Genomic DNA, 23,882 nt, shown 5'->3' with positions numbered 1-23,882 from the left:
CGTGAATCCGCGGGCGGCATCAGGACGACATCAGGCAGAACGAACCAGGGGCTGCTCACGACATCTGAGCGAGTCCGCGGCGGCATGCCGCGGTCCGTGAGACGCCCTGCCGTGCCGGACCCACGACACACGGAGGTCTCATGCTGGGGGTGGAGCACCCGGAGGCGAGCTGGGTACAGGTGAACCTGGCCCCGCGGTCGCGATCCTGGCCGGGCGTGTACGCATGGCTCGTCGGTACCGCACACGACCTCCTCGACGCGCACACCGCGCGCGCCTTCTTCTTCATGCACAAGCCGCCGGGGCTGCGGGTGCGCTTCCAGGCGTCCGGAGCGGACGGCACCATGGCGCTGCGGGCCGAACTCCTGGACCGGATCGGGAGGTTCGACGGGCTGGCCGGGCCGCCGGTGTGCGTGGTGTACGAGCCGGAGTCCTATCTCTTCGGCGGTCCCGCTTCCATGCCGTGGGTGCACGAGCTGTTCACGGCGGACTCGCTGGCCTGGCTCGACCACCACGTACGGCGCGGGAACGGCGACGGGCAGGCACCGCCCGACTGGCGGCTCTCCCTCACCCTGCTCCGCGAGATGTTCGACGGCCTGCACATCGTCGGCTGGGAACACCGGGGCGTCTGGGAGGCGGTGCGCACCGACACCGGACGCACCCTTCCCGGCGGCCTGCGGGACGACGCGCTCCGCCGGGCCGCCCAAGGCATCCGTACCTACTGGGACCAGCCTCGCGCCCGGCTGCTCGACGGTGTGCCGGAGGCCTGGCGTACGGCGCAGGAGCTTCATGGCGAGGCGGTGCGCCGGGCCGCGGACCGCTGGCGGACCGGCTACTTCGAATCCGGAGACGCCGCGCGCGGCCCGCGCCGCGCTGCCGCCCACGCCGTGATCTTCCACTGGAACCGGGGACGGCTCTCGTACGCCCGGCAGAGCCTGGTCACCGAAGCCCTGGCCTGCGACGGGGCGGTGGACTGAATGACCGGGACGGCCCGGAACGACACCGGCCCCGCCGAACCCGGCACCAACGCCCGTGCCCCGCGTGACGCGATCGGCGGCCGGGTCCTGGGCGGCACCGCCCTGGTGCGCGCCTCCGGAGTCCCCTGGTCGGCGTGGACCGGTGCGGGCGGTTCGGGGTTGTTCGACCGGGTCGTCGAGCACGCCGACACCGTCGGGCGGCAGTCCGCGCACGCCCGGCGCCTGGCCGAACGGCTGGGGCCCGTCGTCCCCGACCCGCGGCTGACGGGCGCCGAGCGCCGTGCCGTGCTGGCGCTCCGGCGGCGACTGCACTCCGGTGCGGCGCCCGGTCCGGCGGACTGCGGGTTCCTGGCGGGGCTGTCCGCCGTACCCGGGCCGCTCGTGCGGGAGGCGGGGGAGCTGTGCCGTGCGGCCGAGTCGGGACCGGCGGCCCGGGCGGAGCTGGAGCGGGCGCTCGGTGACGAGCGTGCGCGGGTGGCGGCGCTGGCCTGGGAGCTGGTGACGTCCGACCCGGTACTGCGGGCCTTCCTGGAGACCGCGACTCCCGGGCTGGCGGAGGAGGTGACCACGCGCCTGGCCGCCGGCGAGCCGTGGAGCGGGAAGCGGCTGCGCAAGCGCTCCGCCCATCTGTGGCGGATCGTGGGCCGGGCGGCGGCGAAGACCACGCCCAGGGGCTGGGTCGGTCAGGTCGCCATGGTCCCGGTCGGCCGTCCGGGACCACGGTCCGGCCCCGCAGGCCCGGCCACCGGCGCAGCGGCGGACCGGGCCGGTGCGGAGAGGAACGATGCGGAGGGGAGCAGAGCGGAAAGGAACGGTACGGAGGGGAGCGGCGCGGAAAGGAATGGCGCGGAGGGGAGCGGGGCGGACGGGACCGGTGCCCGGCTCCTCGTCCGTGGCGCCGCGCTGGACGCGCTGGCCGCCACCGCCATGGAGAACGTCCACGAGGTACGTGCCCGGTCCGGTGCGCCGGACCTGCGGACCGCCGACCCTGCGACCCTGCTCGCGCCCGCTCCGCTGTACCTCACCGACGGCGGTGGCGAGGCAGGAACGCCCGGAACGCTGCGCTGCTACGTGATCGATCCGGGCGTGCCGGGACGGCTGCGGCAGATCGCGGTCCGGCGCACCGCGCTGCTGGATCTGCTGCTCACGCTGTTCGCCGAAGGGCCGTGCGCGCTGGGGGAGTTGGAGGGCGCACTGCCGGCCGCCGATCCCGTCGTGCTGCGCGGCTTCCTCGCCCACCTGGTGGGCCTGGGCGTGCTCCAGTCCTGCGTGGCCCCGCGCCGTCGGCACAGCGGCTGGTCCCCGGCCGCCCAGGGGGCCGGAGTCGGTGGACTGCCCGGATGTACGGGGACCGGCCCCGGCGGCCGCGAGCCGGACGGCTGGTTCCTCGACTCCTACCGCCGCCTGGACGCCCGCGTACCCGCCGAGGCCGCGGCCCGCGTCCAGCGCGCGCTGCGGACCGCCCATCGCCTGGCCGGGCTGCGCGGGGCGGACGGCGGCGCGGCGCCGGCGGGTACGCGGGCGCCCGCGCCGGGTACCGAGCAGCTGGACGGGCGTCCGCGACCGGTCGGCGAGATCCTCACCGCTCTGCTGTCGTCGGAGCAGGCGCCGTCCCCGGCACCGGGACCGCGCAGCTACCCGCGATGGCACCCGGCCCGCAGCCCGGGATCCGGATACGCCCGGCTCCTCGCCCATCTCGCCTCCCGCCGCGACGAGGCGCGGGTGGACGTGGACGACGACCTCCTGGACGCCCTCGGAGCGCCGCCGGCCGAGGACGCGGTGCCGCCCTGGCCGCTGGACTGCCTGCTGCGCCCGCTGTCCGGCCCGGGACCGGTCGCGGTGCTGGAGACGGCCTCGCCCGCCGGAATCATCGACGCCCGGTTCGCCGAAGCGCTCCAGGCCCTGCACGGCGGCTACGACACCGTCGACGCCTACCGGGACTTCCTGGCCGCCGTGGAGCGGCGATCCGGTGTGCGGTTCGTCGAACTGCTGGTGCCGCCGGTCACGGACCACGCCGCGAACACCGTCCGACGGCCCGTCATCACCCGCTGGTGGACGGGCGATCCCAACCCGTCCGCGTACTTCGGGCCCGGTGGACCCGAACAGCGCTACCTGCCGCTGGACCGCATCACCCTGCGGCGTTCGGGCCACCGGATCATCGCCGAGGCGGACGGCGAGCGTGTGGTGCCCGTCCACCACGCCACCCGCAACCCGATGCCGCCGTACGACCGGCTGGTGCGGCTGCTGCTGTCCGCCGGGCACCCCTGGGCGGGGACCGTTCTCTGCCTGGGCGGTCTCGCCGCGGCCTTTCCCGCGCAGCCCGCCGTCACCCGCACGCCGCGGCTCACGGTCGGCACGGACCTGGTCGTCTCCCCGGCCGCGTGGCGGGTACCCCGCGCCCGCCTGTGGCGGCGGGACGACGGGGACCTCGACCGGGTGCGGGTGCTCGCCTCGCTCAGGCGGTCCGCCGGCCTGCCGCGATTCTGCTTCGTACGGCCCGCGTTCGACGCCAAGCCGGTACCGGTCGACCTCGACGCGCTGACCGCGCTGAACGTCATCGAGCGGGCCTGTGCCGCGCTGCCCGGTGACGAGCTGGTCTTCGAGGAGATGCTGCCCGGTCCGCAGGGGCCGGTGCTGCGCGACGCGCTGCACCGGGGCGAACCGGTGGCCGCCGGGTTGCTGCTCAGGCTCCCCTTCGACCGGACCGCCGAGGAGCTGGCGGCGTCCGCCGCCGCGCTCATCCACGACGTCCCCGGCCCGCCCGCACCCGGTGCGGCGGCTGCCGGGGCGGCCAACACCCAACAAGGAACACCAAGGAAACAGGAGGAAGCACCATGTCCACCATGGAACTCACCGACCTCGACACCCTGATCGACGAACTGGACGAGAGGATCACCGGCACCGAGCTGCCCGCGGCGACGGGCAGCTACAGCGTCCTGTGCACCATCATCGTGTGCGGCTCGGTCATCTGTGGCTGATGCCACCGGATGACCGCGCCCGTCCGGACGTCACGCGTCCACCGCTGAGTTGAACGGAGCCATCCGGACCGGTTCCGGGTGGCTCCCCGACGAGGAGGCCCGATGCCCCCACGCGGCCACGCCCCGCACCGTGCGGCTCTCGACATCTCCATCCGAATCCTCGACGACTTCCTGGAGGCCCGGGGCGCGACGTCCGACCCCGGCATCCCCGTACTGGCCTCGCTGCTCGCGGAGACGAACGACCCGGCCGCGGTGGTGACCGCCGGACGTGCGGTGGCCGCGTGGGCGCGGACCGTCGGCCGCGGACCCTGCCACAACGGCCTGTACGACGGCGGGCTGGCCGGAACCCTCGTCGGCCTGCGACTGGGCGCCCGCATCCACCCCGTGCTGCACCGCGCCGCCGACCGGCTCCGCGACCACCTGCTGGACAGGGCCTCGACGCGCCCCTGGCGGACGGCGGACGTGGGCCTGCCCGACTACGACCTCATCAGCGGACCGTCCGGCACGCTCCTCGCGCTCTGTGCCGGTACACCGCAGCCCACACGCGGTCAACTCCGGCCGTTCGCGGAGCACTTGGCCGTGCTCTGCGACCGCGGGGACCTGCGCCGGCTGCGCACCGGCCAGTACCTCGGCCACCCGCTTCTGGGCTGGTTGCAGGGCCGGGTGAACACCGGGATGGGCCACGGCGTGGCCGGGCTCACCGCCGGGCTCACCGCCGCGGTCCGCCGCGTCGGGCCGCGCCCGCGGCTGCTGACCCCCCTGCGTCACGCCACCCACTGGCTGGTGCGGCAGTCCTTCGACGACGCCCGGTCCGTCCGGAGCTGGGAGGGCGCCGGGCTCGACGGCCCGCCGCCCGCCGGGGCACGGGCCCGCCAGGCGTGGTGCTACGGCGCCCCCGGCATCACCTGGGCGCTGTGGGACGCGTCCGACGCGCTGGGGGACCGGGTGACGGCCGACTGGGCGGCAGCCGCGTTCACCACCCTCGCGGAGCGGTACGACGAGGACTTCCACCTCTTCGGCGATCCCCTGACGGACCGGCTCGGGCTGTGCCACGGAGCCGCGGGCGTGCTGGCGGTGGCGGACGCCTTCCACCGGTGGGCCCGCCTGCCGGCCGCGGCGACGCTCAGCGCCCGTCTGGTCGAGCACCTGAACCACCGGCTGCCGGCGGCCCTCGCCTCCGGCGGACCCCGGACCACCCCGCCCGGGAGAGCCCCGGGCGCGCGGACCTCACTGCTCGACGGAGCCCCGGGCGCCCTGAGCGTCCTCCTCACCGTCACCCACGGCACCTCACGCGACTGGCTGCCCTGCCTCGGCCTGCGATAGCGGCACATCCGCACCCCGCCCCGCCGCGCCTTATCCCGATCCATCCCACTCCGCCCGTCACCGTTGCCGCAGCGCGAACCACAGCTCCGTCCGTACGTCCATGTCGTCCAGGTCCATGTCCAGCAGCGCCGCGCACCGGGCGATGCGCTGGCGGACCGTGTTGCGGTGGACCTGGAGGGCCGTGGCCGTGCGGTCCCAGCTGCCGTGCAGGCTCAGCCAGCAGCGCAGGGTCTCGGCCAGGGGGTCGGTGAGCGGGGCGAGGAGGGCGCGGGCGTGGGCCTCCGCCTGGTCGGGCGGGATCAGAGCGGTCAGGCCGAGGCCGGGGCCGGCGTGGTGGTGGGCCAGCGGGGTGCGGGTGGCCGCCGCACGGCCCAGGGCGCGGGACGCCTGGCCGTCGGCGAGGTCGAGTGCGGTGATGGGGGCGGGGGCGGAGGCGCCGAGCGTCCAGCCGGGCTGCGGAGTGATCCGTTCGTCGCCCGGGACCAGCACCCGGACGGCGTCGCCGCCCCGGCCCGCGTCGACCAGGGCCGATCCGAGGGCGGCGCCCAGCGCTCCGGCGGTCAGCGGGTCCACCGGGCCGTCGCCGCTGCGGCGGGCGTGTACCACCGTCCACCGCTCGGCGCCACCGAGCAGCGGGGCGACGTCCTGCGGGTCCGCGCCCAGCAGCAGCCGTACGAGGGCCGCGGACCGGCCCGCCGCGTCCGCGCCCTGGTGCGGGGCGGCCAGCAGGGAGAGCAGCACGACCGCCACCCCGGCGATGGTGTGGTCGCTCGCCTCGCGCCGGTCCGTCGCCAGTGCCAGGACGAGGCCCTGGCCGCCGCCCAGCGCGTACGCGGACAGGTGCGCGTCGCGCACCGTGTCGGTGGCGGACGTCGGCGCGGGGCGCGTCACGGCGGAGACCACCCGGGTGAGCCGGGCCAGCGCCGCGCCGACGTCGGGGGCCGGGCGGCGGCCCGCCGTGTGCAGCTCCTCCCCGTCCGCGGCGAGCAGCACCGCCCGGCCGCCCAGCTGGGCCGCCAGCTGGTGCAGCACCGCGGGGACCGGGTCGGGCCGGGCCGCCGCCGTGGCCAGGGCCTGCTGCGCCCGGGTCACCCGGCGCAGCTCGCGGTGCCGGGCCTCGGCCATCAGCCGCCACACCGCCCGCGCGATCGCCGTGAACGGCGTCTCGGGCGGCACCTCCACCAGCGGCAGACCCTGCCGGTCGCACGCCTCGATCAACGCCTGCGGCACCGTGTCGAACACCGGCGTCACCCCGAAACCGAGCGCCGCGGCCCCCGCCTCCATCAGCCGGGCCACATAGGCGTCCGGGTCCTTGAGCAGCACCCCGGCGCTCAGCAGCAGCTCACCGCCGAGCAGATACGGGTACGGGTCGGCCATCTCCGAGGTGTGCACCCACAGCAGATCCGCCTCGGCCGGACCCGCGATCCGGCGCAGCCGGAGCTCCTCACGGGCGAGCAGCTCGGTCAGCCGGATCGGGGGTGTGGGGGGAGCGGAGGGGGAGACGGCGGACGGGGGAGTGGGCGGGGTGAACCCGGACGAGGCTTCCGGCATGGATGGTCCATCCATCAGTGGCTGCGATGATGGATGAAACGTACACTTCAGCGCCGCCTGCGGGCCACCTACCGTCTTCACCGTGTACGACGTGCACACCTGACGGGAACGGAGGAAGCCCATGGCTGTCGACTACGCGGTGATCATCGTCTATCTGGCCGGCATGCTCGCCATGGGCTGGTGGGGCATGCGCCGCGCCAAGTCCAAGAGCGAATTCCTGGTGGCGGGCCGCAGGCTCGGTCCCTGGATGTACTCCGGCACGATGGCCGCCATCGTCCTGGGCGGCGCCTCCACCATCGGCGGTGTCGGCCTCGGCTACCAGTACGGGCTCTCCGGTGCCTGGATGGTCTTCACCATCGGCCTCGGACTGCTCGCCCTCTCCGTCTTCTTCTCGGCGCGCATCGCCCGGCTGAAGGTCTACACCGTCTCCGAGATGCTCGACCTGCGCTACGGCGGCCGGGCCGGGATCATCTCCGGCGTCGTCATGTGGGCGTACACGCTGATGCTGGCGGTCACCTCGACCATCGCGTACGCCACCATCTTCGACGTCCTCTTCGACCTGAACCGGACCGTCGCGATCATCCTCGGCGGCACCATCGTCGTCGCGTACTCGACGCTCGGCGGCATGTGGTCGATCACCCTCACCGACATGGTGCAGTTCGTCGTCAAGACCATCGGCGTGCTGCTGCTCCTGCTCCCCATCGCGGTGATCAAGGCGGGCGGCTTCAGCGAGATGAAGGCCAAGCTGCCCACCGAGTACTTCGACCCGCTGGGCATCGGCGGCGAGACGATCTTCACGTACGTGCTGATCTACACCTTCGGCATGCTGATCGGCCAGGACATCTGGCAGCGGGTGTTCACCGCGAGGAGCGACCGGACGGCGCGCTGGGGCGGCACGGTCGCCGGTACGTACTGCCTGGTGTACGCGATCGCGGGCGCCGTCATCGGCACCGCGGCCAAGGTCATGTACCCCAAGCTGCCCAGCGCCGACGCCGCGTTCGCGACCATCGTCAAGGACGAACTGCCGGTGGGCGTCCGCGGGCTGGTCCTGGCCGCCGCACTGGCCGCCGTGATGTCCACGTCCTCCGGAGCGCTGATCGCCTGCGCCACCGTCGCCAACAACGACATCTGGTCCCGGCTGCGGGGCGTGGTGTCCCGGGGCGGGGCAGCACCCGACGAGGCGCACGACGAGGTGAAGGGCAACCGGGTCTTCATCCTCATCATGGGCGTCGGTGTCATCGCCATCGCCATCGCGCTCAACAACGTGGTCGAGGCCCTGACCGTCGCGTACAACCTGCTCGTCGGCGGGCTGCTGGTGCCGATCCTCGGCGGTCTGCTGTGGCGCCGCGGCACCGCGGCGGGCGCGCTGGCCGCGGTGTCGGTCGGTGGCGTCGCCGTGATCGGCCTGATGGCGACGTACGGAATCCTCGCCAACGAACCGGTCTACTACGGGCTTCTGGCCTCGCTCGCGGTGTACGTGATCGTCTCCCTGGCGACGAAGCCGACCGACGCGGCCGTACTCGCCGCCTGGCGCGAGCGGCTGGCGGGGCGCGGTGCGGACGACCCGGCGCCCGCCGAGGAGCCGGTCGCCACATGAGCAAGGCCCCCGTGTTCCGCGCGCCGTCGCACCCCGCACACTGAACAACGTATGACACCCGAAGGAAAGGCACCCACCATGAGCAGCAACGAAACGCCGCGCGGTCCCGTCGACTCCTCCCGCGTCCCGCGGTACGCCGGACCCGCGACGTTCGCCCGGCTGCCCCGCCTCGACGAGGTCGGCACCGCCGATGTCGCCGTCGTCGGCGTGCCCTTCGACACGGGTGTCTCCTACCGCCCCGGCGCCCGCTTCGGCGGCAACGCGATCCGTGAGGCGTCGCGCCTCCTGCGCCCGTACAACCCGGCGCAGGACGCCTCGCCGTTCGCCCTCGCGCAGGTCGCCGACGCCGGTGACATCGCCGCGAACCCGTTCAACATCAACGAGGCCGTCGAGACGATCGAGGCCGCCGCGGACGACCTCCTCGCCACCGGCGCCCGCCTGATGACGCTCGGCGGCGACCACACCATCGCGCTGCCGCTGCTGCGGTCCGTCGCGAAGAAGCACGGCCCGGTCGCCCTGCTCCACTTCGACGCCCACCTCGACACCTGGGACACCTACTTCGGCGCCGAGTACACCCACGGCACCCCGTTCCGCCGCGCCGTCGAGGAGGGCATCCTCGACACCTCCGCGCTCTCCCACGTCGGCACCCGCGGCCCGCTCTACGGCAAGCAGGACCTGGACGACGACGCCAAGATGGGCTTCGGCATCGTCACCTCCGCCGACGTCATGCGGCGCGGTGTCGACGAGGTCGCCGACCAGCTGCGCCAGCGCATCGGCGACCGGCCGCTCTACATCTCCATCGACATCGACGTCCTGGACCCGGCGCACGCGCCCGGCACCGGCACCCCGGAGGCCGGCGGCCTGACCTCCCGCGAGCTGCTCGAAATCGTCCGCGGGCTGTCCTCCTGCAACCTGGTCTCCGCCGACCTGGTCGAGGTCGCCCCCGCCTACGACCACGCCGAGATCACCTCCGTCGCCGCCTCCCACACGGCGTACGAGCTGACGACGGTCATGTCCCGCCAGATCGCAGAGGCCCGTTCGAAGTGAGCCACGACCACCACGACGAGCGGCCGCAGCTCACCCCCGAGCAGGTCGCGGCCGCCCTGAACCCCCCGCCCGGACGCAACGGCGGCGACCTCGTCGTCGAGACCCTCCAGGGCCTCGGCGCGACCACCGTCTTCGGACTGCCCGGCCAGCACGCGCTGGGCATGTTCGACGCGCTGCGCCGCTCGTCCCTGACCTACCTCGGCCTGCGCGTCGAGAACAACGCGGGCTTCGCCGCCGACGCGTACGGCCGGATCACCGGTGAGGTCGCGCCGCTGCTGCTCTCCACCGGGCCGGGGGCCCTCACCTCCCTCGCCGCGCTCCAGGAGGCGGCGGCCGCCTCCGCCCCCGTCCTCGCCATCTCCAGCCAGATCCCGACCGCGGGCCTGGGCGGCGGCCGCCACGGCTACCTGCACGAACTGAGGGACCAGAAGGCGTCGTTCCGCGATGTCGTGAAGTCGGTCCACACGGTCCGTACGGCCTCCCAGATCCCGTCGGCGATCGCCGCCGCCTGGGAGTCGGCGCTGACCGCCCCGCACGGACCGGTCTGGATCGAGATCCCGCAGGACGTACTCCTCGCCGAGACCACCCTGCCCGTCGTCACGGCGATGGACGCCACCCCGCGCGCCCTGCACGCCCGCCCCGAACTGACCGCCGTGGCAGCCGATCTGCTGTCGAGGGCCGAGCGCCCGGCGATCATCGCGGGCGGCGGAGTCGTACGGTCCGACGCCGCCGGCAAGCTGCTCGCGCTCGCGGAGAAGACCGACGCCCCCGTCGTCACCACCTTCGGCGGCAAGGGCGCCTTCCCGTGGGAGCACCCGCTCTCGCTCCAGTCCTGGCTGGAGGACCGCCACACGACGGACTTCCTGGAGTCCGCCGACGTGCTGCTGGTCGTCGGCTCCGGGCTCGGTGAACTCTCCTCGAACTACCACACCTTCAGTCCGCGCGGCCGGGTGATCCAGATCGAGGCCGACGCCGGGAAACTGGAGTCCAACCACCCCGCGCTCGGCATCCACGCCGACGCCCGCGAGGCGCTGTCCGACCTCCTCGACGCGGTCGACCGCCGCGAGGACCCGTCGGCGCCGGACCGGGTCCGTGCGGTCCTGGAAGCGGTACGCGACCGGCTCGCCGGCCAGGAACTCGGCCTGGAGCAGCGGCTCGTCGCCTCGGTCCGCCAGGCGCTGCCCGACACGTCCCCCAGCTTCTGGGACATGACGATCCTCGCCTACTGGGCCTGGTCCGCCTTCGACGCCCGCCGCCCGAACACGATGCACTCGGCCCAGGGCGCGGGCGGCCTCGGCTACGGCTTCCCGGCCGCCCTCGGCGCGGCGGCGGCCGACCGCACGAAGCCGGTCCTGGCGGTCTCCGGCGACGGCGGCGCGATGTACTCGATCGCGGAACTGGCGACGGCCCGCCAGTACGACCTCCCGGTCACCTGGCTGATCGTCGACGACGGCGGCTACGGCATCCTGCGCGAGTACATGACGGGCGCCTTCGGCGAGGCCACGGCGACGGAACTCGCCCGCCCCGACTTCGTCGCCCTCGCCGAGTCCTTCGGCGTCCCGGCGGTCCGTACGACCCCCGAGACGCTCGCCGACGACCTGGCGAAGTCCCTCGCGGAGCCCGGCCCTTCGGTGGTCGTGCTCCCGGCCCTGCTGAGGATGTTCGAGCCGACGCATCTGTGACGCACGCGCCGGAGCGTCCGCGGGGCACCTGCCCGTCCCGCCCGTCCCGCCCGTCCCGTGCCCCCGGCCGCCGGGGGCACGGGACGGTTCAGCGGCCGGCGGTCTCCGCCGCGGCCTTCGCGATGGCGTCCAGCTGCTCCTGCCGGCCCCGGAAGAACTCCTTCTGCTGATCGGGGCTCAGCGCGGCCGGCAGGTCCCTGGCGGCGGGCATCAGGTCCGGGACCGACCTGAAGACGGCGCTTGCCTCGGCGCCGTGGCCGCGCAGCCGCGCCCAGTACAGGGACTTGCCGACCGTGTGCAGAGGCACGGTCATCTCCGTACGCGGCCTCCTCGCGGCCCGCTGCCTCGACTCCTCGCGCCCCAGCGCGCGAAAACCGATGTCGCCCAGCCGCTGCAGCACCTCCAGGGCGGCGTACAGCTGCCCGCAGAGATGGGCGTCGGTCGGCCGGTCGTCCGGCATGATTCCTCCCTGTTCCGCGCCGTTGCGATGACGGGGGCCATCCCTACCCGGCCCGCGCGGCAGGGGAACACCGGCTCGCGCCGTACGACCCCTTCCGTCCGTACAACCTTTCCGTCCGCCAGAAGTCATCAGTGTCGGGTGTGCCGGGGGCACACCGCGTACATGCACCAAGGGGGAAATGTCCTGTGAAAAAGCCTTGTATATCCCGTATGCCCGGCCGTGCGCGGGGTGCGGTGTCCCTCGCGCTCGCCGCAGGCGTACTGGCACCCGTGGCGCTCGGCGCCGTGCCCGCCGCCGCCGCGACGCCGACGGTGAGCTGTACGTCCGGCAAGGCGGGGCTGGCCGCCAAGCTGTCGAAGGACATCACCGCCGCGCTCAAGGGGCGGAAGTCCACGACGGCCGTCGCGCTCTACGACCGGACCACCCGGACGAACTGCTCCCTGCGGGCGACGACGAAGTACGACTCCGCCAGCGTCGTGAAGGCGACCGTGCTGGCGACGCTCCTCTGGGACAACAAGAAGCACAACCGCTATCTCACCCAGCGCGAGATCAACCTCACCACCGCCATGATCACCAAGTCCGACAACAACGCGACCACCAGCCTGTGGAAGCAGCTCGGAGCGACCAAGGTCAAGGCGTTCCTGAAGGCCGCCGGGATGACGCACACCGTGCCCGGCTCCGGTGGCTACTGGGGGCTGACCCAGATCACCGCCCAGGACGAGCAGCGGCTGCTGACCCTGCTGACCGCCGAGAACTCCGTGCTGAGCGACAGCGCGCGGACGTACGAGCTGGGCCTGATGCGCAAGGTCGTCTCCTCCCAGCGCTGGGGCACGCCCACCGGTGCGCCGTCCGGGGTGACCGTCCAGGTCAAGAACGGCTGGCTGCCGCGCGCCACCCACGGCTGGCGGGTGCACAGCGTCGGCGCGTTCACGGGCAAGGGGCACGACTACGCGATCACCGTGCTCACCCAGGACAACAAGACGATGAACGACGGCATCAACACCGTTCAGGCCGTCGCCCGCGCCGTGCACAAGGACCTCAGCCCGGCCGCCACCGCGAAGGCGACCGTCGCTCCGCCCGCCGCCCCGCAGGAAGCGGTGCCCGCGGTGCCGGAGGCACCGGCTGTACGGATGCTCACCGCGGCGCCGCGGTCGTAGCGGACGCGTCCGGAGCCTCCCTCGACCGCCGGACGCGGCGCCGCGCCCGGCGGTCGAGGGAGGCAGCCCCGGTCCGGACGGGTGGGCACGTCCCACCGGTTCGACGCAGCCGGGCGTAGGCCGGTCGGCGGACCGCCCTACGCCGAAGGACCCGTCTTTGTAACGGCGGGATGAAATCCGCTGCCCACCGCGTTGGTGCCATCCGGTAGACCAGGTCGAACGGGGAGGCACCGGTGACGGAAGCAGAGGACGCGGAGCGCGCGGGGCGCGCGGGGCGCGCGCCCGGCTGGGCCCGGCGGCTGAGCGGTTACGCGTGGCGCTACCGGCGCAATGTGCTGCTGGCGCTCGGCTCGTCGCTCGCCGGCATGGCGGTGCTGGCCCTCGTCCCGCTGATCACCAAGGTGATCATCGACGACGTCGTCGGCGACCACACACGGTCACTCGCCGTCTGGACCGGGCTCCTCATAGCCGCCGCCGCGCTGGTGTACATAGCCACGTACATCCGCCGCTACTACGGCGGCCGGCTCGCCCTCGACGTACAGCACGACCTCCGTACCGAGATGTACGGCACGATCACCCGCCTCGACGGGAGGCGCCAGGACGAACTGTCCACCGGACAGGTCGTCGGACGGGCCACGAGCGACCTCCAGCTGATCCAGGGGCTCCTGTTCATGCTCCCGATGACCATCGGGAACGTGCTGCTCTTCCTCCTCTCCCTGGTGATCATGGCGTGGCTCTCGCCCCTGCTCACCCTGGTCGCCATCGCCGTCGCCCCCGCCCTCTGGTACATCGCCCGCCGCTCCCGCGCCCGGCTCTTCCCCGCCACCTGGTACGCCCAGGGGCAGGCCGCCGCCGTCGCCGGGGTCGTCGACGGGGCCGTCTCCGGGGTCCGGGTCGTCAAGGGGTTCGGACAGGAGGAGCAGGAGACCGGCAAGCTGCGCGAGGTCGGGCGGAAGCTGTTCGCCGGGCGGCTGCGGACGATCCGGCTGAACTCCCGCTACACCCCCGCCCTCCAGGCCGTCCCCGCGCTCGGCCAGGTCGCGATGCTGGCCCTCGGCGGCTGGCTCGCCACCCGCGGCGAGATCACCCTCGGCACGTTCGTCGCCTTCTCCAGCTACCTCGCCCAGCTCGTCGGCCCGGTCCGGATGCTCGCCATGGTCCTCACCGTCGGACAGCAGGCGCGGGCCGGCGTCGAACGCGTACTGGAGCTGATCGACACCGAGCCGACCATGAAGGACGGCACCAAGGAACTCCCGGCCGACGCCCCCGCGAGCGTCGAATTCGACGACGTGCGGTTCGGCTACGCTCCGCTGCGCCCCGGCTCCGCTCCGGACGAGGAGCTCGGAGGCGGAGCCCAGGACCGCCCCGTCCTCGACGGGTTCTCGCTGACCATCGAGCCCGGTGAGACCGTCGCCGTCGTCGGAGCCTCCGGCAGCGGCAAGTCCACCGTCTCGCTGCTGCTGCCCCGCTTCTACGACGTGACGCACGGCGCCGTCCTGGTCGGCGGCCACGACGTCCGCGAGCTGACCCAGCGATCCCTGCGCGCCGCCATCGGCCTCGTACCGGAGGACAGCTTCCTGTTCTCCGACACCGTCCGCGCCAACATCGCCTACGGATGCCCGGACGCCACGCAGGAACAGATCGAGCAGGCGGCCCGCTCCGCCCAGGCCGACCGGTTCATCGCCGCCCTGCCCGAGGGCTACGACACCAAGGTCGGCGAACACGGACTCACCCTCTCCGGCGGCCAGCGCCAGCGCGTCGCGCTCGCCCGCGCCATCCTCACCGACCCCCGGCTGCTCCTCCTCGACGACGCCACCTCCGCCGTCGACGCCCGCGTCGAGCACGAGATCCACGAGGCGCTGCGCCAGGTGATGGCCGGGCGGACGACCCTGCTGATCGCCCACCGCCGCTCCACCCTCGGCCTCGCCGACCGGATCGCCGTCCTGGAGCACGGCAGGCTCGCCGACATCGGCACGCACGAGGAGCTGGAGCGCCGCTCCCCGCTCTACCGGCGGCTGCTCACCGACCCGGACGAGCTGGGCGGCACCTCGCCCGGACACCGGCCGCCGGCCGTCGCCACCGACTCGACCGCCGAGGACGACCGCGCCCTCCAGGAAGAACTGGATGCAGAGTTCGACGCCGAGCGCGGCATCAGCCCGCACCTGTGGGTCCGTGAGGACGAGCCGCGTGACACCGGGGCGGCCGGCATGCCCGCGTCCCCGGAGCTGCTCGCCCAGGTCGAGGCACTGCCGCCGGCCACCGACACACCCGACATCGACGAGGCACGGGCCGTCCGGGCCGAGGAGTCCTACGGGCTGCGCAGGCTGCTGCGCGGCTTCGGGCTGCCGCTCCTGGTGAGCCTGGCACTGGTGGCGGTCGACGCGGGCGGCGGGCTCCTGCTGCCCGTACTGATCCGGCACGGCATAGACCAGGGGGTCTCGCAGCTCGCCCTCGGTGCCGTCTGGGCGGCGTCCGCGCTGGCCCTGGTGGTCGTGTTCGTGCAGTGGGCGGCTCAGATCGGCGAGACCCGGATGACGGGCCGCACCGGCGAGCGGGTGCTGTACTCGCTGCGGCTGAAGATCTTCGCGCAGCTCCAGCGGCTCGGCCTGGACTACTACGAGCGCGAGCTGACCGGCCGCATCATGACCCGGATGACGACGGACGTGGACGCGCTGTCGACGTTCCTGCAGACCGGTCTGGTCACGGCCTTCGTCTCCGTCGTCACCTTCTTCGGCATCATGGTCGCGCTGCTCGTCCTCGACGTGCAGCTGGCCCTCGTCGTCTTCGCGACGCTGCCGGTGCTGGCCATCGGTACGTTCTTCTTCCGCCGCAAGAGCGTCCAGGCGTACGAACTGGCCCGGGAACGGATCAGCGCCGTCAACGCCGACCTCCAGGAATCCGTCTCCGGGCTGCGGATCGTGCAGGCGTTCCGCCGCGAGCGCGACGGCGCGGACCGGTTCGCGCAGCGCAGCGACCACTACCGCGAGGCCCGGGTCCGCGGTCAGTGGCTGATCTCCGTCTACTTCCCGTTCGTGCAGCTGCTGTCGTCGGTGGCCGCCGCCGCCGTCCTGATCGTCGGCGCGGGCCGGGTCGACAACGGCACGCTCACCACCGGTGCGCTGGTCGCCTACCTCCTCTACATCGACCTGTTCTTCGCCCCGGTGCAGCAGCTCTCCCAGGTCTTCGACGGCTACCAGCAGGCCACCGTCTCCCTCGGCCGCATCCAGGAACTCCTGCGGGAGCCGACCTCCACCGACGCCCCGGACGAACCGCTGGACGTGCTGTCGCTGCGCGGCGAGATCGCCTTCGAGGACGTGTCCTTCGCGTACGGTTCCGGCGAGGACGCGGAGGAGGCGCTCACCGGCGTCGACCTGCGCATACCGGCCGGTCAGACGGTCGCCTTCGTGGGCGAGACGGGCGCGGGGAAGTCCACCCTCGTCAAGCTCGTCGCCCGGTTCTACGATCCGACGGGCGGCCGGGTCACGGCGGACGGCACCGATCTGCGCCGCCTCGACCTCACCGCGTACCGGCACCGGCTCGGAGTCGTACCGCAGGAGGCGTACCTCTTCGCCGGTACGGTCCGCGACGCCATCGCCTACGGGCGGCCCGAGGCCACCGACGCCGAGGTGGAGGCGGCGGCGCGGGCGGTCGGCGCCCACGACATGATCGCCACCCTGGACGGCGGGTACCTGCACGGGGTCGCCGAACGGGGCCGCAACCTCTCGGCCGGACAGCGTCAGCTGATCGCCCTCGCCCGCGCCGAACTCGTCGACCCGGACGTCCTGCTGCTCGACGAGGCGACGGCCTCCCTGGACCTGGCCAGCGAGGCCCTGGTCAACCGGGCGACCGACCAGCTCACCGGCCGCCGCACCACCCTGGTCGTCGCCCACCGGCTGACCACCGCCGCCCGCGCCGACCGGGTCGTGGTGATGGACCACGGCCGGGTCGTCGAGGACGGCACGCACGACGAACTCCTGGCCCGTGACGGGCACTACGCCGTGCTGTGGCGCACGTTCATCGGGGAGGACGAGCCCGCGGGGGTGTGAGCGGCGGGCCCGTCCACCGGTTCACTCGCCGATGCCGGAGATCTTGCCGGTCTGCAGGTCCGACCGCACGGTCAGATACGTGTAGGTGGGATGCTTGCCGGTGCTCCAGGTGAGCCGCACCGTCGACCAGGTGTGGCCGGCGCCGCTCTCGCCCGGGGTGACCCGGAAGGCGAGCGGGGTGTTCTGGGCGCGGAGCACGCCGTCCGCGTGGTTGTGCCGCTCCCAGGCGTCCAGCTGGGTGCGCAGACGGGGAGTCAGGTAGAAGGATCTCAGCGCGGTGGCGAGCTTGCCGCCGCCCTCCGCCGTGACGGCGTCGATGTAGGCACCGTAGAAGTGGGCGACCTGCTGGTACGCCGGGGCGCCGGCGCTGTGGGCCGGCGCGGCGGCCGCCGGGGCCTGCGGGGCCGCCGCGCCGGCCGGGACCACGGCGACGGCGGTGGCAGCGGTGAGGAGAGCGGTGGCGAACAGCGTCCGGCCGATGGCGCGCCGGCCGCGCGGAGCCTGGGCGTCGCGGAGTTGGAGCATGACGGATCCTGCCTTTCGTGTGGCTCTGCCCTGTGGGAGCCATGCTGTGGCGATTCGGTTGCCCGGGAGGTGGAGCGCGCCGGGTGCAACCTCCGGATGGCCTCCTGCGTCGTACACGTGTATGCGCGTGCGCCGAGCAAGGGTGTAAGTGTTCGATCGGACGATGGGGCGGCTGGTGACCAGAAGGACCGGAAGGGCCGGCGGGAACGAACGCGGCGGACCGCGCCGGACGCTTGTGCGGCTGTTCGTCCTGCCGCTGCTGGCCGCCGTCGGCCTGGTGCTGACCGGCACCGCGGCGAACAGCGCCGACGCCGCGACGGCCTGCGCCGGACGCCCCGCGAGGACGGTCTCGTTCAAGACCGGTGAGCTGCGCATCTTCAAGAGCCGCGCCTATGCCTGCGCCGTCGCGGTCGCCAAGAAGCCGGGCTCGCGCCGCCCGATGTCCGTGACGCTCCAGCCGCGCGGCGGCAGCCCCGTCACCGACAGCGGCCGGTACACGGCACAGGCCGGCCCGGTGACGGTGCACGCGCTGAACCGGTGCGTCCGGGCCTCGGCCACGATCTCCGGAAAGTCCGGTTCCACGGGCTGGATTCTCTGCTGACGGCCTGCCCGGTGATTTCCCCGTGCCAACAGGGTCTGGCGGTGCAGGTGTTGCGCCGCTAGGTTCACGACGACTGTTGTGAATCATGGGGAGGGTGCATGCGCAAGGCGCTCAGAGGGTTCCTGTCGCTGGCGGTGCTCATCGGCACGGTGAGTGCGACGGGCGCCTCGGCCGGGGCGGCCACCGCCGCGGAACCGACCGCGTTCGGGAACACGGCCGGCAGTGACAGCGGCACGAGCACGGACATCAAGGACCGCATCCTGGCCATCCCGGGAATGAGTCTCATCGAGGAGAAGCCTTACGCGGGCTACCGCTACTTCGTCCTCGGCTACACCCAGCCGATCGATCACCGGCACCCGTCCAAGGGCACCTTCCAGCAGCGCATCACCCTGCTGCACAAGGACACGTCCCGCCCGACGGTCTTCTACACCAGCGGCTACAACGTCTCCACGAACCCCAGCCGTTCGGAGCCGACCCGGATCGTCGACGGCAACCAGGTCTCTCTGGAGTATCGATTCTTCACCCCGTCCCGCCCGGCGCCCGCCGACTGGTCCAAGCTCGACATCTGGCAGGCCGCCAGCGACCAGCACCGCGTCTTCACCTCGCTGAAGCGGATCTACAGCAAGAACTGGCTGACCACCGGCGGCTCCAAGGGCGGCATGACCGCCACCTACTTCGAGCGCTTCTACCCCAAGGACATGGACGGCGTCGTCGCGTACGTCGCGCCCAACGACGTGGTCAACAAGGAGGACTCGGCGTACGACCGGTTCTTCGACAACGTCGGCACCAAGGAGTGCCGCGACAAGCTGAACGGTGTGCAGCGCGAGGCACTGGTCCGCCGCGAACCGCTGGAGAAGAAGTACCAGGAGTACGCCGCGGCGAACGGCTACACCTTCAAGACCACCGGCTCGCTCGACCGGGCGTACGAGGCCGTCGTCATGGACTACGTCTGGGCGTACTGGCAGTACAGCCTGCTGTCCGACTGCGACACCATCCCGGCCGACGCCCGGAACGCCCCCGACCAGGCGATCTGGGATTCGATCGACTCGATCTCCGGCTTCTCCGCCTACACCGACCAGGGCCTGGAGACGTACACCCCGTACTACTACCAGGCCGGCACCCAGCTCGGTTCGCCCAGCATCACGCAGCCGTGGCTCGGCAAGCTGAGCCGGTACGGGTATCAGCCGCCGCGCAACTTCGTACCCCGCTCCATCCCGATGAAGTTCCAGCCGTCGGTGATGCGCGACGTCGACAGCTGGGTGAAGCACCACGCCCACCACATGCTGTACGTGTACGGGCAGAACGACCCGTGGGGCGCGGAGCGCTTCCGGCTCGGGAAGGGCGCCCGTGACAGCTACGTCATGACCGTGGCGGGCGGCAACCACGGCTCCAACGTGGCCGGGCTCGCCGACGACGACAAGGCGAAGGCCACCGCGGCCATCCTGCGCTGGGCGGGCGTCGCCCCGGCCGCCGTGCGGGACGACCCGGCGAAGGCGAAGCCGCTCGCCGCGTTCGACGCGAGGCTCGACAAGCGCGACGTGATGAACGAGCGCGGGCTGCGGCCGTAACCGCTCCCCGCGCCGTGTCGTGCCCGGGAAAGGGGCTGTGCTCGTGCACGGCCCCTTTCCCGGTTCCGCGGCTCTTCCGCGGCTCTTCCAGGGCATTTCTGCAACGCCGCGAGCGTGCGTGCCGGGCGTCGCCCTAGTACCTCAGCCCGTAGCCGACCGGGTACAGCACCCGCGCCGGATCGTCCGCGCGCTGCACCGGCACCGGCAGGGTGCCCTCCGGTTCGGCGCGGCCCGCGATCACCCGGGCGGCGGCCCGCAGTTCGACATCGGTCCAGGAGTACGCGGCCAGGCTCGCCGCGAACCCGGTCCCGGACAGCTGGGCGATGTCGTACGGATTGCGGATCGCGACCGTGATCACCGGGATGCCGGTCGCGGCCAGCGCGCTCACCAGGGTGCGCTGCGAGCTGGCCGCCGAGACGTTGTACGTCCCCACGATCACCGCGTCCTTGCCCTGTGCGGCGGCCACCGCCTCGCCGATCACCGCCTTGGTGGGGGCGGTGCCGGTGGACAACGCGGTGGCCACGTGGCCCAGTTCGCCGAAGGCGGCGGCCAGGGTGGTGGTCGGCGGTCCGGTGGTGCCGGACGGGGAGGCCGGGTCGGCGCCGACCACCAGCAGGTTCTTGTGGGAGCGGCGGGAGAGCGGCAGCACCGCGCCGTCGTTGGCGAGAAGCGTGGTGGTCCGCTCGGCGATCCGGTCGGCCTCGGCGAGATGGGCCCGCGTCCCGACGGTGCGGTCCACACCCCTGTGGCTGACGAACGGGTCGTCGAACAGCCCGAGCTTCGTCTTCAGCCGCAGGATGCGCAGGATCGATTCCTCGATCCTGGTCTCGCTGATCTCACCGCTCTTCACGGCCTCCAGGACGGCGTTCCAGGAGACGCTCAGGTCCGGCGGGTTGAGCAGCTGGTCGACCCCGGCCTTCAGCGCGAGCACGGGGACGCGCTCGTCGCCGTATTTCGTCCGCACGCCCTCCATGCCGAGCGAGTCGGTCACCACGACGCCGTCGTAGCCGAGCTCCTCGCGCAGGATGCCGGTGAGGATCGGGTGGGACAGCGTCGCCGGGTCCTCCGCCGGGTCCAGGGCCGGGACGACGATGTGCGCGGTCATGATCGAGTCGATGCCCGCGGCGATCGCGGCCCGGAACGGCGGCTCGTCCAGCTCCGCCCACTGCTCCCGGGTGTGGCGGATGACGGGCAGGCCGGTGTGGCTGTCGGTGCTGGTGTCGCCGTGGCCCGGGAAGTGCTTGGCCGTCGAGGCGATGCCGCTGCTCTGATACCCCTTCACCTGGGCGGCGACCATCCCCGCCACGGACTGCGGGTCGGAGCCGAAGGAGCGCACGCCGATCACCGGGTTGGCCGGGTTGACGTTGACGTCGGCGTCCGGGGCGTAGTTCTGGTTGATGCCGATCGCGGCCAGTTCGGCGCCCGCGATCTGCCCGGCCCGGCGGGCGTCGGAGCGCGAACCGCCCGCGCCCAGCGCCATCGCGCCCGGCATCAGGGTGGCGGGCTCGCCGACGCGGCAGACGATGCCGTGCTCCTGGTCGGTGGAGACGAGGAGCGGCAGGGGAGTGGGGCCGGCGAGACCGGCCCGCTGGATGCCGTTGGAGAGGTCGGCGATCTGGTGCGGGTCGCGGGTGTTGTGCGCCCAGGCGAAGTAGATGATTCCGCCGACGTGGTACTTGGCGATCATCTCGGCGGCGGTGCGGACCCCGATCTCGGCCATGTTGGCGTCGATGTCGGCCTGGTCGGGCTCGGTGGCGGAGTGTCCGTACACCCGCATCACGAAGAGCTGCCCGACCTTCTCCTCCAGGCTCATCCGGGAGATGAGCCGCTTGAGGCGCCTGGTGGTGGCGGCTGAGGTGTGGTGCCCGGCACCGGGCCCGCTGCCGGCGGACCTCTGGGCGGCGACGGCGCCGGGGGCGAGGACCCCGCCCGTGACGGCGGCTGCGGCGGTCGCGGCGGTGGCGGTGAGGAGGGTGCGTCTGGAGGTGCGGTGGTGCACGTGAGCTCCTTCGGCCGTACTCGGGGGACGAGAGGGGGGTGGTGAAAGAAACTTCCAAGGAGCACGGATATACAGAAAATAACTTCCGGTCAAGGGTCCGGACCGTTTCGGGGCCGTGCGGCCCGCATGCGCCACGCGGCCCAGTCCGGGCGAGCGGGCGAATCCGGGACAGCCCTTACCCCAGTCCCACCGCGGCCCCGCGCGCCTGGAGCGCCGACACCGCCGCCGTGATCGCGGGCCGCCGCGCCGCCCCGGTGCGCCACAGCGCGTACAGCCGGCGCACCGGTACCGGATCGAGCGGCACCGCCACCACCCCCACGGGCAGCGGCCCCCGCCCCAGCCGGGGGATCATCGCGACCCCGAGTCCGGCGGCGAGCAGGGCCAGTTGGGTGTGGTTCTCCTCCGCCTGGTGCCGGATGTCGGGCTCGTAACCCGCCGCGCGCAGCGTCCGTACGAGCCAGTCGTGGCAGACCGTGCCCGGCGGCTGGCAGATCCACCGCTCCTCGGCCAGCTCCTCCCGCCGCACCGCGTCCCGCCCCGCGAGCCGGTGGCCCTCGGGCACCAGCAGATCGCACCGGTCGTCACCGATCACCGCCTGCGCCACGCCCTGGGGGGCGGGCAGCGGGGCGATGTCCCAGTCGTGCGCGACCGCCACATCGATCACGCCCTTGGCCACCAGGTCGACCGAGAGGTGGGGGTCGACCTCGGTCATCCGCACGTCCAGAGCCGGGTGCTCCCGATCCAGCCCGGCCAGCACACCGGGCAGCAGCCCGCGCGCCGCCGACGCGAACGCGCCGATCGAGAGCCGTCCCGTCGGCAGCCCCCGGCGCTCCTCCAGTGTGGTCTCCGCACGCTCCACGATCGCCAGCAACTGCTGGGCCGTGGCGGCGAGATGGAGCGCCTCCTCGGTCAGTGCGACACCGCGCCCCTGCCGCTCCAGCAGGGTCGTGCGCGTCTCCCGCTCCAGCTTGGTGATCTGCTGCGAGACCGCCGACGGGGTGTAGCCGAGCGCCGCGGCGGCGCCCGCCACGGAACCGTGGACGAAGACCGCGTGCAGGGCGCGCAGCCGGGACAGATCGAGCACCGGAACCTCCCGGAGGGCGAGGGGCCGATCCCGCGTGGACCCCTTGGTGATTCGTTAGCGATGCTCAATTCCACCATGAAGAAAACCGTGCTGGTGCTACATGGTCGGGGCGGGTGATCCTCGGTGCATGCGTCCCCTCCACATCGCCCTGGCCGCGCTGGTCGCCGCCGTCTGGGGTGTCAATTTCGTCGTCATCGAGGTCGGTCTCGGGCACTTCCCGCCGCTCCTCTTCTCCGCCCTGCGCTTCCTGGTCGCCGCGTTGCCCGCGGTCTTCTTCGTCGGCCGGCCCAAGGTCGCCTGGAAGTGGATCGCGGGCGTCGGGCTGGTCCTCGGAGTGGCGAAGTTCGGGCTGCTCTTCATCGGCATGGACCGCGGCATGCCCGCCGGCCTCTCCTCCCTCGTGCTCCAGGTCCAGGCGGTCTTCACCGCCCTCTTCGCGGCCCTGGCGCTCGGCGAACGTCCGGGAAGGACACGGGTGTGGGGGATGGGCGTGGCGCTCGCGGGGATCGGGGTGGCCGCGATCGACGAGGGCGCGGGCGGGCCGGTGCTCGCCTTCGTCCTGGTGCTGGTGGCCGCGGCCTGCTGGGGCGTGTCCAACGTGCTGACCCGCAAGGCATCCCCGCCCGACTCCCTCAACTTCATGGTCTGGGTGTCGACCGTGCCGGTGCTGCCACTGCTCGGCCTGTCCCTCCTCTTCGAGGGCTGGGACCGCGACGCCGACGCCCTTGCCGCCCTCGACTGGAGCGGCGTCGGCATCATCGTCTACGTCGCCTGGATCACCACCGTCTTCGGCTTCGGCGCCTGGGGCTTCCTGCTGCGCCACCACCCGGCCTCCTCGGTGGCCCCGTTCACCCTGCTCGTCCCGGTCTTCGGGATGTCCTCGGCCGCGCTCCTGCTCGGCGAGTCGGTGAGCCCGCTGCGGTGGTGCGCGGCGGCGCTGCTGGTGGGCGGGGTGGCCCTCACCTCGCTCGCCGGGGCGCGCCGGGCCGGTGCGACGGCGACGCCGCAGCCGGACGCGGCGGTTGACGCGGATGCGGGCCCGAAGGCCGGCGCACTGGCGGCCGCGGGAGACCACGGGTCCGGTGCGGCCGGCCGGTGACAGGCGCAGGCGCACCGCCGGACCCCGATCGGCGCCCCCGGTCCGGGCCTTGGTGGCTCGGCCCGTGGTCGGGCCCGCAGAACACGCACTTACAGTCTGCGGGTCGATGCGGGGTGAGGGACGGTCCGGGCCGCGTAGAAGGATGGCTGGAGTCGGCCGGTCAGCGCCAGGAAGGCGACGAACGCGCCGGT

General features: G+C 73.1%; 17 protein-coding genes. 12 read left to right on the top strand and 5 right to left on the bottom strand.

Annotated elements, in window-relative coordinates:
- The first annotated feature begins 140 nt into the window (after positions 1-140).
- The 4 genes from ACIOMQ_RS26685 to ACIOMQ_RS26670 all read left to right on the top strand — a co-directional run bounded on the left by ACIOMQ_RS26685 (position 141) and on the right by ACIOMQ_RS26670 (position 5,275).
- On the top strand, positions 141-974 hold the full coding sequence (locus ACIOMQ_RS26685) for a thiopeptide-type bacteriocin biosynthesis protein (RefSeq protein WP_362208305.1): 834 nt from the start codon (positions 141-143) through the stop codon (positions 972-974).
- Entirely contained in the window at positions 975-3,845 is a 2,871-nt protein-coding gene (locus ACIOMQ_RS26680; protein ID WP_402190697.1) for a lantibiotic dehydratase, read from the top strand.
- A complete protein-coding gene (locus ACIOMQ_RS26675; RefSeq protein WP_362208310.1) occupies positions 3,809-3,952 on the top strand; it encodes a hypothetical protein in 144 nt (47 codons plus the stop codon). The genes ACIOMQ_RS26680 and ACIOMQ_RS26675 overlap by 37 nt, the downstream gene beginning before the upstream one ends.
- A gap of 102 nt (positions 3,953-4,054) precedes the next feature.
- Positions 4,055-5,275 (top strand): lanthionine synthetase LanC family protein, encoded by a 1,221-nt coding sequence (locus tag ACIOMQ_RS26670; RefSeq protein ID WP_402190694.1) that lies wholly within the window; start codon positions 4,055-4,057, stop codon positions 5,273-5,275.
- Between the two features lie 57 nt (positions 5,276-5,332).
- Here ACIOMQ_RS26670 and ACIOMQ_RS26665 read toward each other — a convergent pair whose 3' ends face one another.
- Entirely contained in the window at positions 5,333-6,826 is a 1,494-nt protein-coding gene (locus ACIOMQ_RS26665) for a PucR family transcriptional regulator (RefSeq protein ID WP_401268155.1), read from the bottom strand.
- Between the two features lie 121 nt (positions 6,827-6,947).
- Here ACIOMQ_RS26665 and ACIOMQ_RS26660 point away from each other — a divergent pair, with 121 nt between their 5' ends.
- The 3 genes from ACIOMQ_RS26660 to ACIOMQ_RS26650 all read left to right on the top strand — a co-directional run bounded on the left by ACIOMQ_RS26660 (position 6,948) and on the right by ACIOMQ_RS26650 (position 11,152).
- Positions 6,948-8,423, top strand: coding sequence for a sodium:solute symporter (locus ACIOMQ_RS26660; protein ID WP_401987965.1), 1,476 nt, complete (start codon positions 6,948-6,950; stop codon positions 8,421-8,423).
- A 78-nt stretch (positions 8,424-8,501) separates the two neighbouring features.
- Complete coding sequence (gene speB / locus ACIOMQ_RS26655) at positions 8,502-9,470, top strand: agmatinase (protein WP_362208320.1); 969 nt, start codon at positions 8,502-8,504, stop codon at positions 9,468-9,470.
- Positions 9,467-11,152, top strand: coding sequence for a thiamine pyrophosphate-binding protein (locus tag ACIOMQ_RS26650; RefSeq protein ID WP_402190691.1), 1,686 nt, complete (start codon positions 9,467-9,469; stop codon positions 11,150-11,152). Before speB ends, ACIOMQ_RS26650 begins: the two co-directional genes overlap by 4 nt.
- An 88-nt stretch (positions 11,153-11,240) precedes the next feature.
- On the opposite strand, the gene ACIOMQ_RS26645 is transcribed toward ACIOMQ_RS26650, so the two are convergent.
- Positions 11,241-11,612, bottom strand: coding sequence for a hypothetical protein (locus ACIOMQ_RS26645; protein ID WP_401941132.1), 372 nt, complete (start codon positions 11,610-11,612; stop codon positions 11,241-11,243).
- Between the two features lie 209 nt (positions 11,613-11,821).
- Between ACIOMQ_RS26645 and ACIOMQ_RS26640 the strand changes: the two genes are divergently transcribed.
- Positions 11,822-12,769, top strand: a complete 948-nt coding sequence (locus tag ACIOMQ_RS26640; RefSeq protein ID WP_362208329.1) for a serine hydrolase — start codon at positions 11,822-11,824, stop codon at positions 12,767-12,769.
- A 233-nt stretch (positions 12,770-13,002) separates the two neighbouring features.
- Positions 13,003-16,815: an ABC transporter ATP-binding protein gene (locus tag ACIOMQ_RS26635; protein ID WP_402190689.1), complete on the top strand. Its 3,813-nt coding sequence runs from the start codon at positions 13,003-13,005 to the stop codon at positions 16,813-16,815.
- 21 nt (positions 16,816-16,836) lie between these two features.
- On the opposite strand, the gene ACIOMQ_RS26630 is transcribed toward ACIOMQ_RS26635, so the two are convergent.
- Entirely contained in the window at positions 16,837-17,340 is a 504-nt protein-coding gene (locus ACIOMQ_RS26630; RefSeq protein WP_402190686.1) for a hypothetical protein, read from the bottom strand.
- Between the two features lie 175 nt (positions 17,341-17,515).
- Here ACIOMQ_RS26630 and ACIOMQ_RS26625 point away from each other — a divergent pair, with 175 nt between their 5' ends.
- Both ACIOMQ_RS26625 and ACIOMQ_RS26620 read left to right on the top strand, forming a co-directional pair.
- Positions 17,516-17,941: a hypothetical protein gene (locus ACIOMQ_RS26625; protein WP_362208336.1), complete on the top strand. Its 426-nt coding sequence runs from the start codon at positions 17,516-17,518 to the stop codon at positions 17,939-17,941.
- A 98-nt stretch (positions 17,942-18,039) separates the two neighbouring features.
- Positions 18,040-19,509, top strand: a complete 1,470-nt coding sequence (locus ACIOMQ_RS26620) for a S28 family serine protease (protein ID WP_402190683.1) — start codon at positions 18,040-18,042, stop codon at positions 19,507-19,509.
- Between the two features lie 133 nt (positions 19,510-19,642).
- Here ACIOMQ_RS26620 and ACIOMQ_RS26615 read toward each other — a convergent pair whose 3' ends face one another.
- Both ACIOMQ_RS26615 and ACIOMQ_RS26610 read right to left on the bottom strand, forming a co-directional pair.
- Positions 19,643-21,508, bottom strand: a complete 1,866-nt coding sequence (locus tag ACIOMQ_RS26615) for a glycoside hydrolase family 3 protein (protein WP_402190680.1) — start codon at positions 21,506-21,508, stop codon at positions 19,643-19,645.
- 175 nt (positions 21,509-21,683) lie between these two features.
- Entirely contained in the window at positions 21,684-22,592 is a 909-nt protein-coding gene (locus tag ACIOMQ_RS26610) for a LysR family transcriptional regulator (RefSeq protein ID WP_362208346.1), read from the bottom strand.
- 127 nt (positions 22,593-22,719) lie between these two features.
- Between ACIOMQ_RS26610 and ACIOMQ_RS26605 the strand changes: the two genes are divergently transcribed.
- The gene (locus tag ACIOMQ_RS26605; protein ID WP_362208349.1) at positions 22,720-23,691 is read left to right on the top strand and encodes an EamA family transporter; all 972 of its coding nucleotides are present in this window, start codon (positions 22,720-22,722) and stop codon (positions 23,689-23,691) included.
- Positions 23,692-23,882: the final 191 nt, after the last annotated feature.

It is taken from the genome of Streptomyces sp. NPDC087845 (genome assembly GCF_044742755.1).
Classification (GTDB): domain Bacteria; phylum Actinomycetota; class Actinomycetes; order Streptomycetales; family Streptomycetaceae; genus Streptomyces.
This window is presented reverse-complemented; position numbering and strand designations above follow the sequence as displayed.

Excerpts from the sequence above, each read along its gene's own strand:
- ACIOMQ_RS26640 (WP_362208329.1), top strand. The coding sequence starts at position 11,822 with ATGCCCGGCCGTGCGCGGGGTGCGGTGTCCCTCGCGCTCGCCGCAGGC.
- ACIOMQ_RS26675 (WP_362208310.1), top strand. The coding sequence starts at position 3,809 with ATGTCCACCATGGAACTCACCGACCTCGACACCCTGATCGACGAACTG.
- ACIOMQ_RS26630 (WP_402190686.1), bottom strand. The coding sequence starts at position 17,340 with ATGCTCCAACTCCGCGACGCCCAGGCTCCGCGCGGCCGGCGCGCCATC.
- ACIOMQ_RS26645 (WP_401941132.1), bottom strand. The coding sequence starts at position 11,612 with ATGCCGGACGACCGGCCGACCGACGCCCATCTCTGCGGGCAGCTGTAC.
- ACIOMQ_RS26670 (WP_402190694.1), top strand. The coding sequence starts at position 4,055 with ATGCCCCCACGCGGCCACGCCCCGCACCGTGCGGCTCTCGACATCTCC.
- ACIOMQ_RS26685 (WP_362208305.1), top strand. The coding sequence starts at position 141 with ATGCTGGGGGTGGAGCACCCGGAGGCGAGCTGGGTACAGGTGAACCTG.
- ACIOMQ_RS26605 (WP_362208349.1), top strand. The coding sequence starts at position 22,720 with ATGCGTCCCCTCCACATCGCCCTGGCCGCGCTGGTCGCCGCCGTCTGG.
- ACIOMQ_RS26680 (WP_402190697.1), top strand. The coding sequence starts at position 975 with ATGACCGGGACGGCCCGGAACGACACCGGCCCCGCCGAACCCGGCACC.
- ACIOMQ_RS26620 (WP_402190683.1), top strand. The coding sequence starts at position 18,040 with ATGCGCAAGGCGCTCAGAGGGTTCCTGTCGCTGGCGGTGCTCATCGGC.
- ACIOMQ_RS26660 (WP_401987965.1), top strand. The coding sequence starts at position 6,948 with ATGGCTGTCGACTACGCGGTGATCATCGTCTATCTGGCCGGCATGCTC.
- speB (WP_362208320.1), top strand. The coding sequence starts at position 8,502 with ATGAGCAGCAACGAAACGCCGCGCGGTCCCGTCGACTCCTCCCGCGTC.
- ACIOMQ_RS26665 (WP_401268155.1), bottom strand. The coding sequence starts at position 6,826 with ATGCCGGAAGCCTCGTCCGGGTTCACCCCGCCCACTCCCCCGTCCGCC.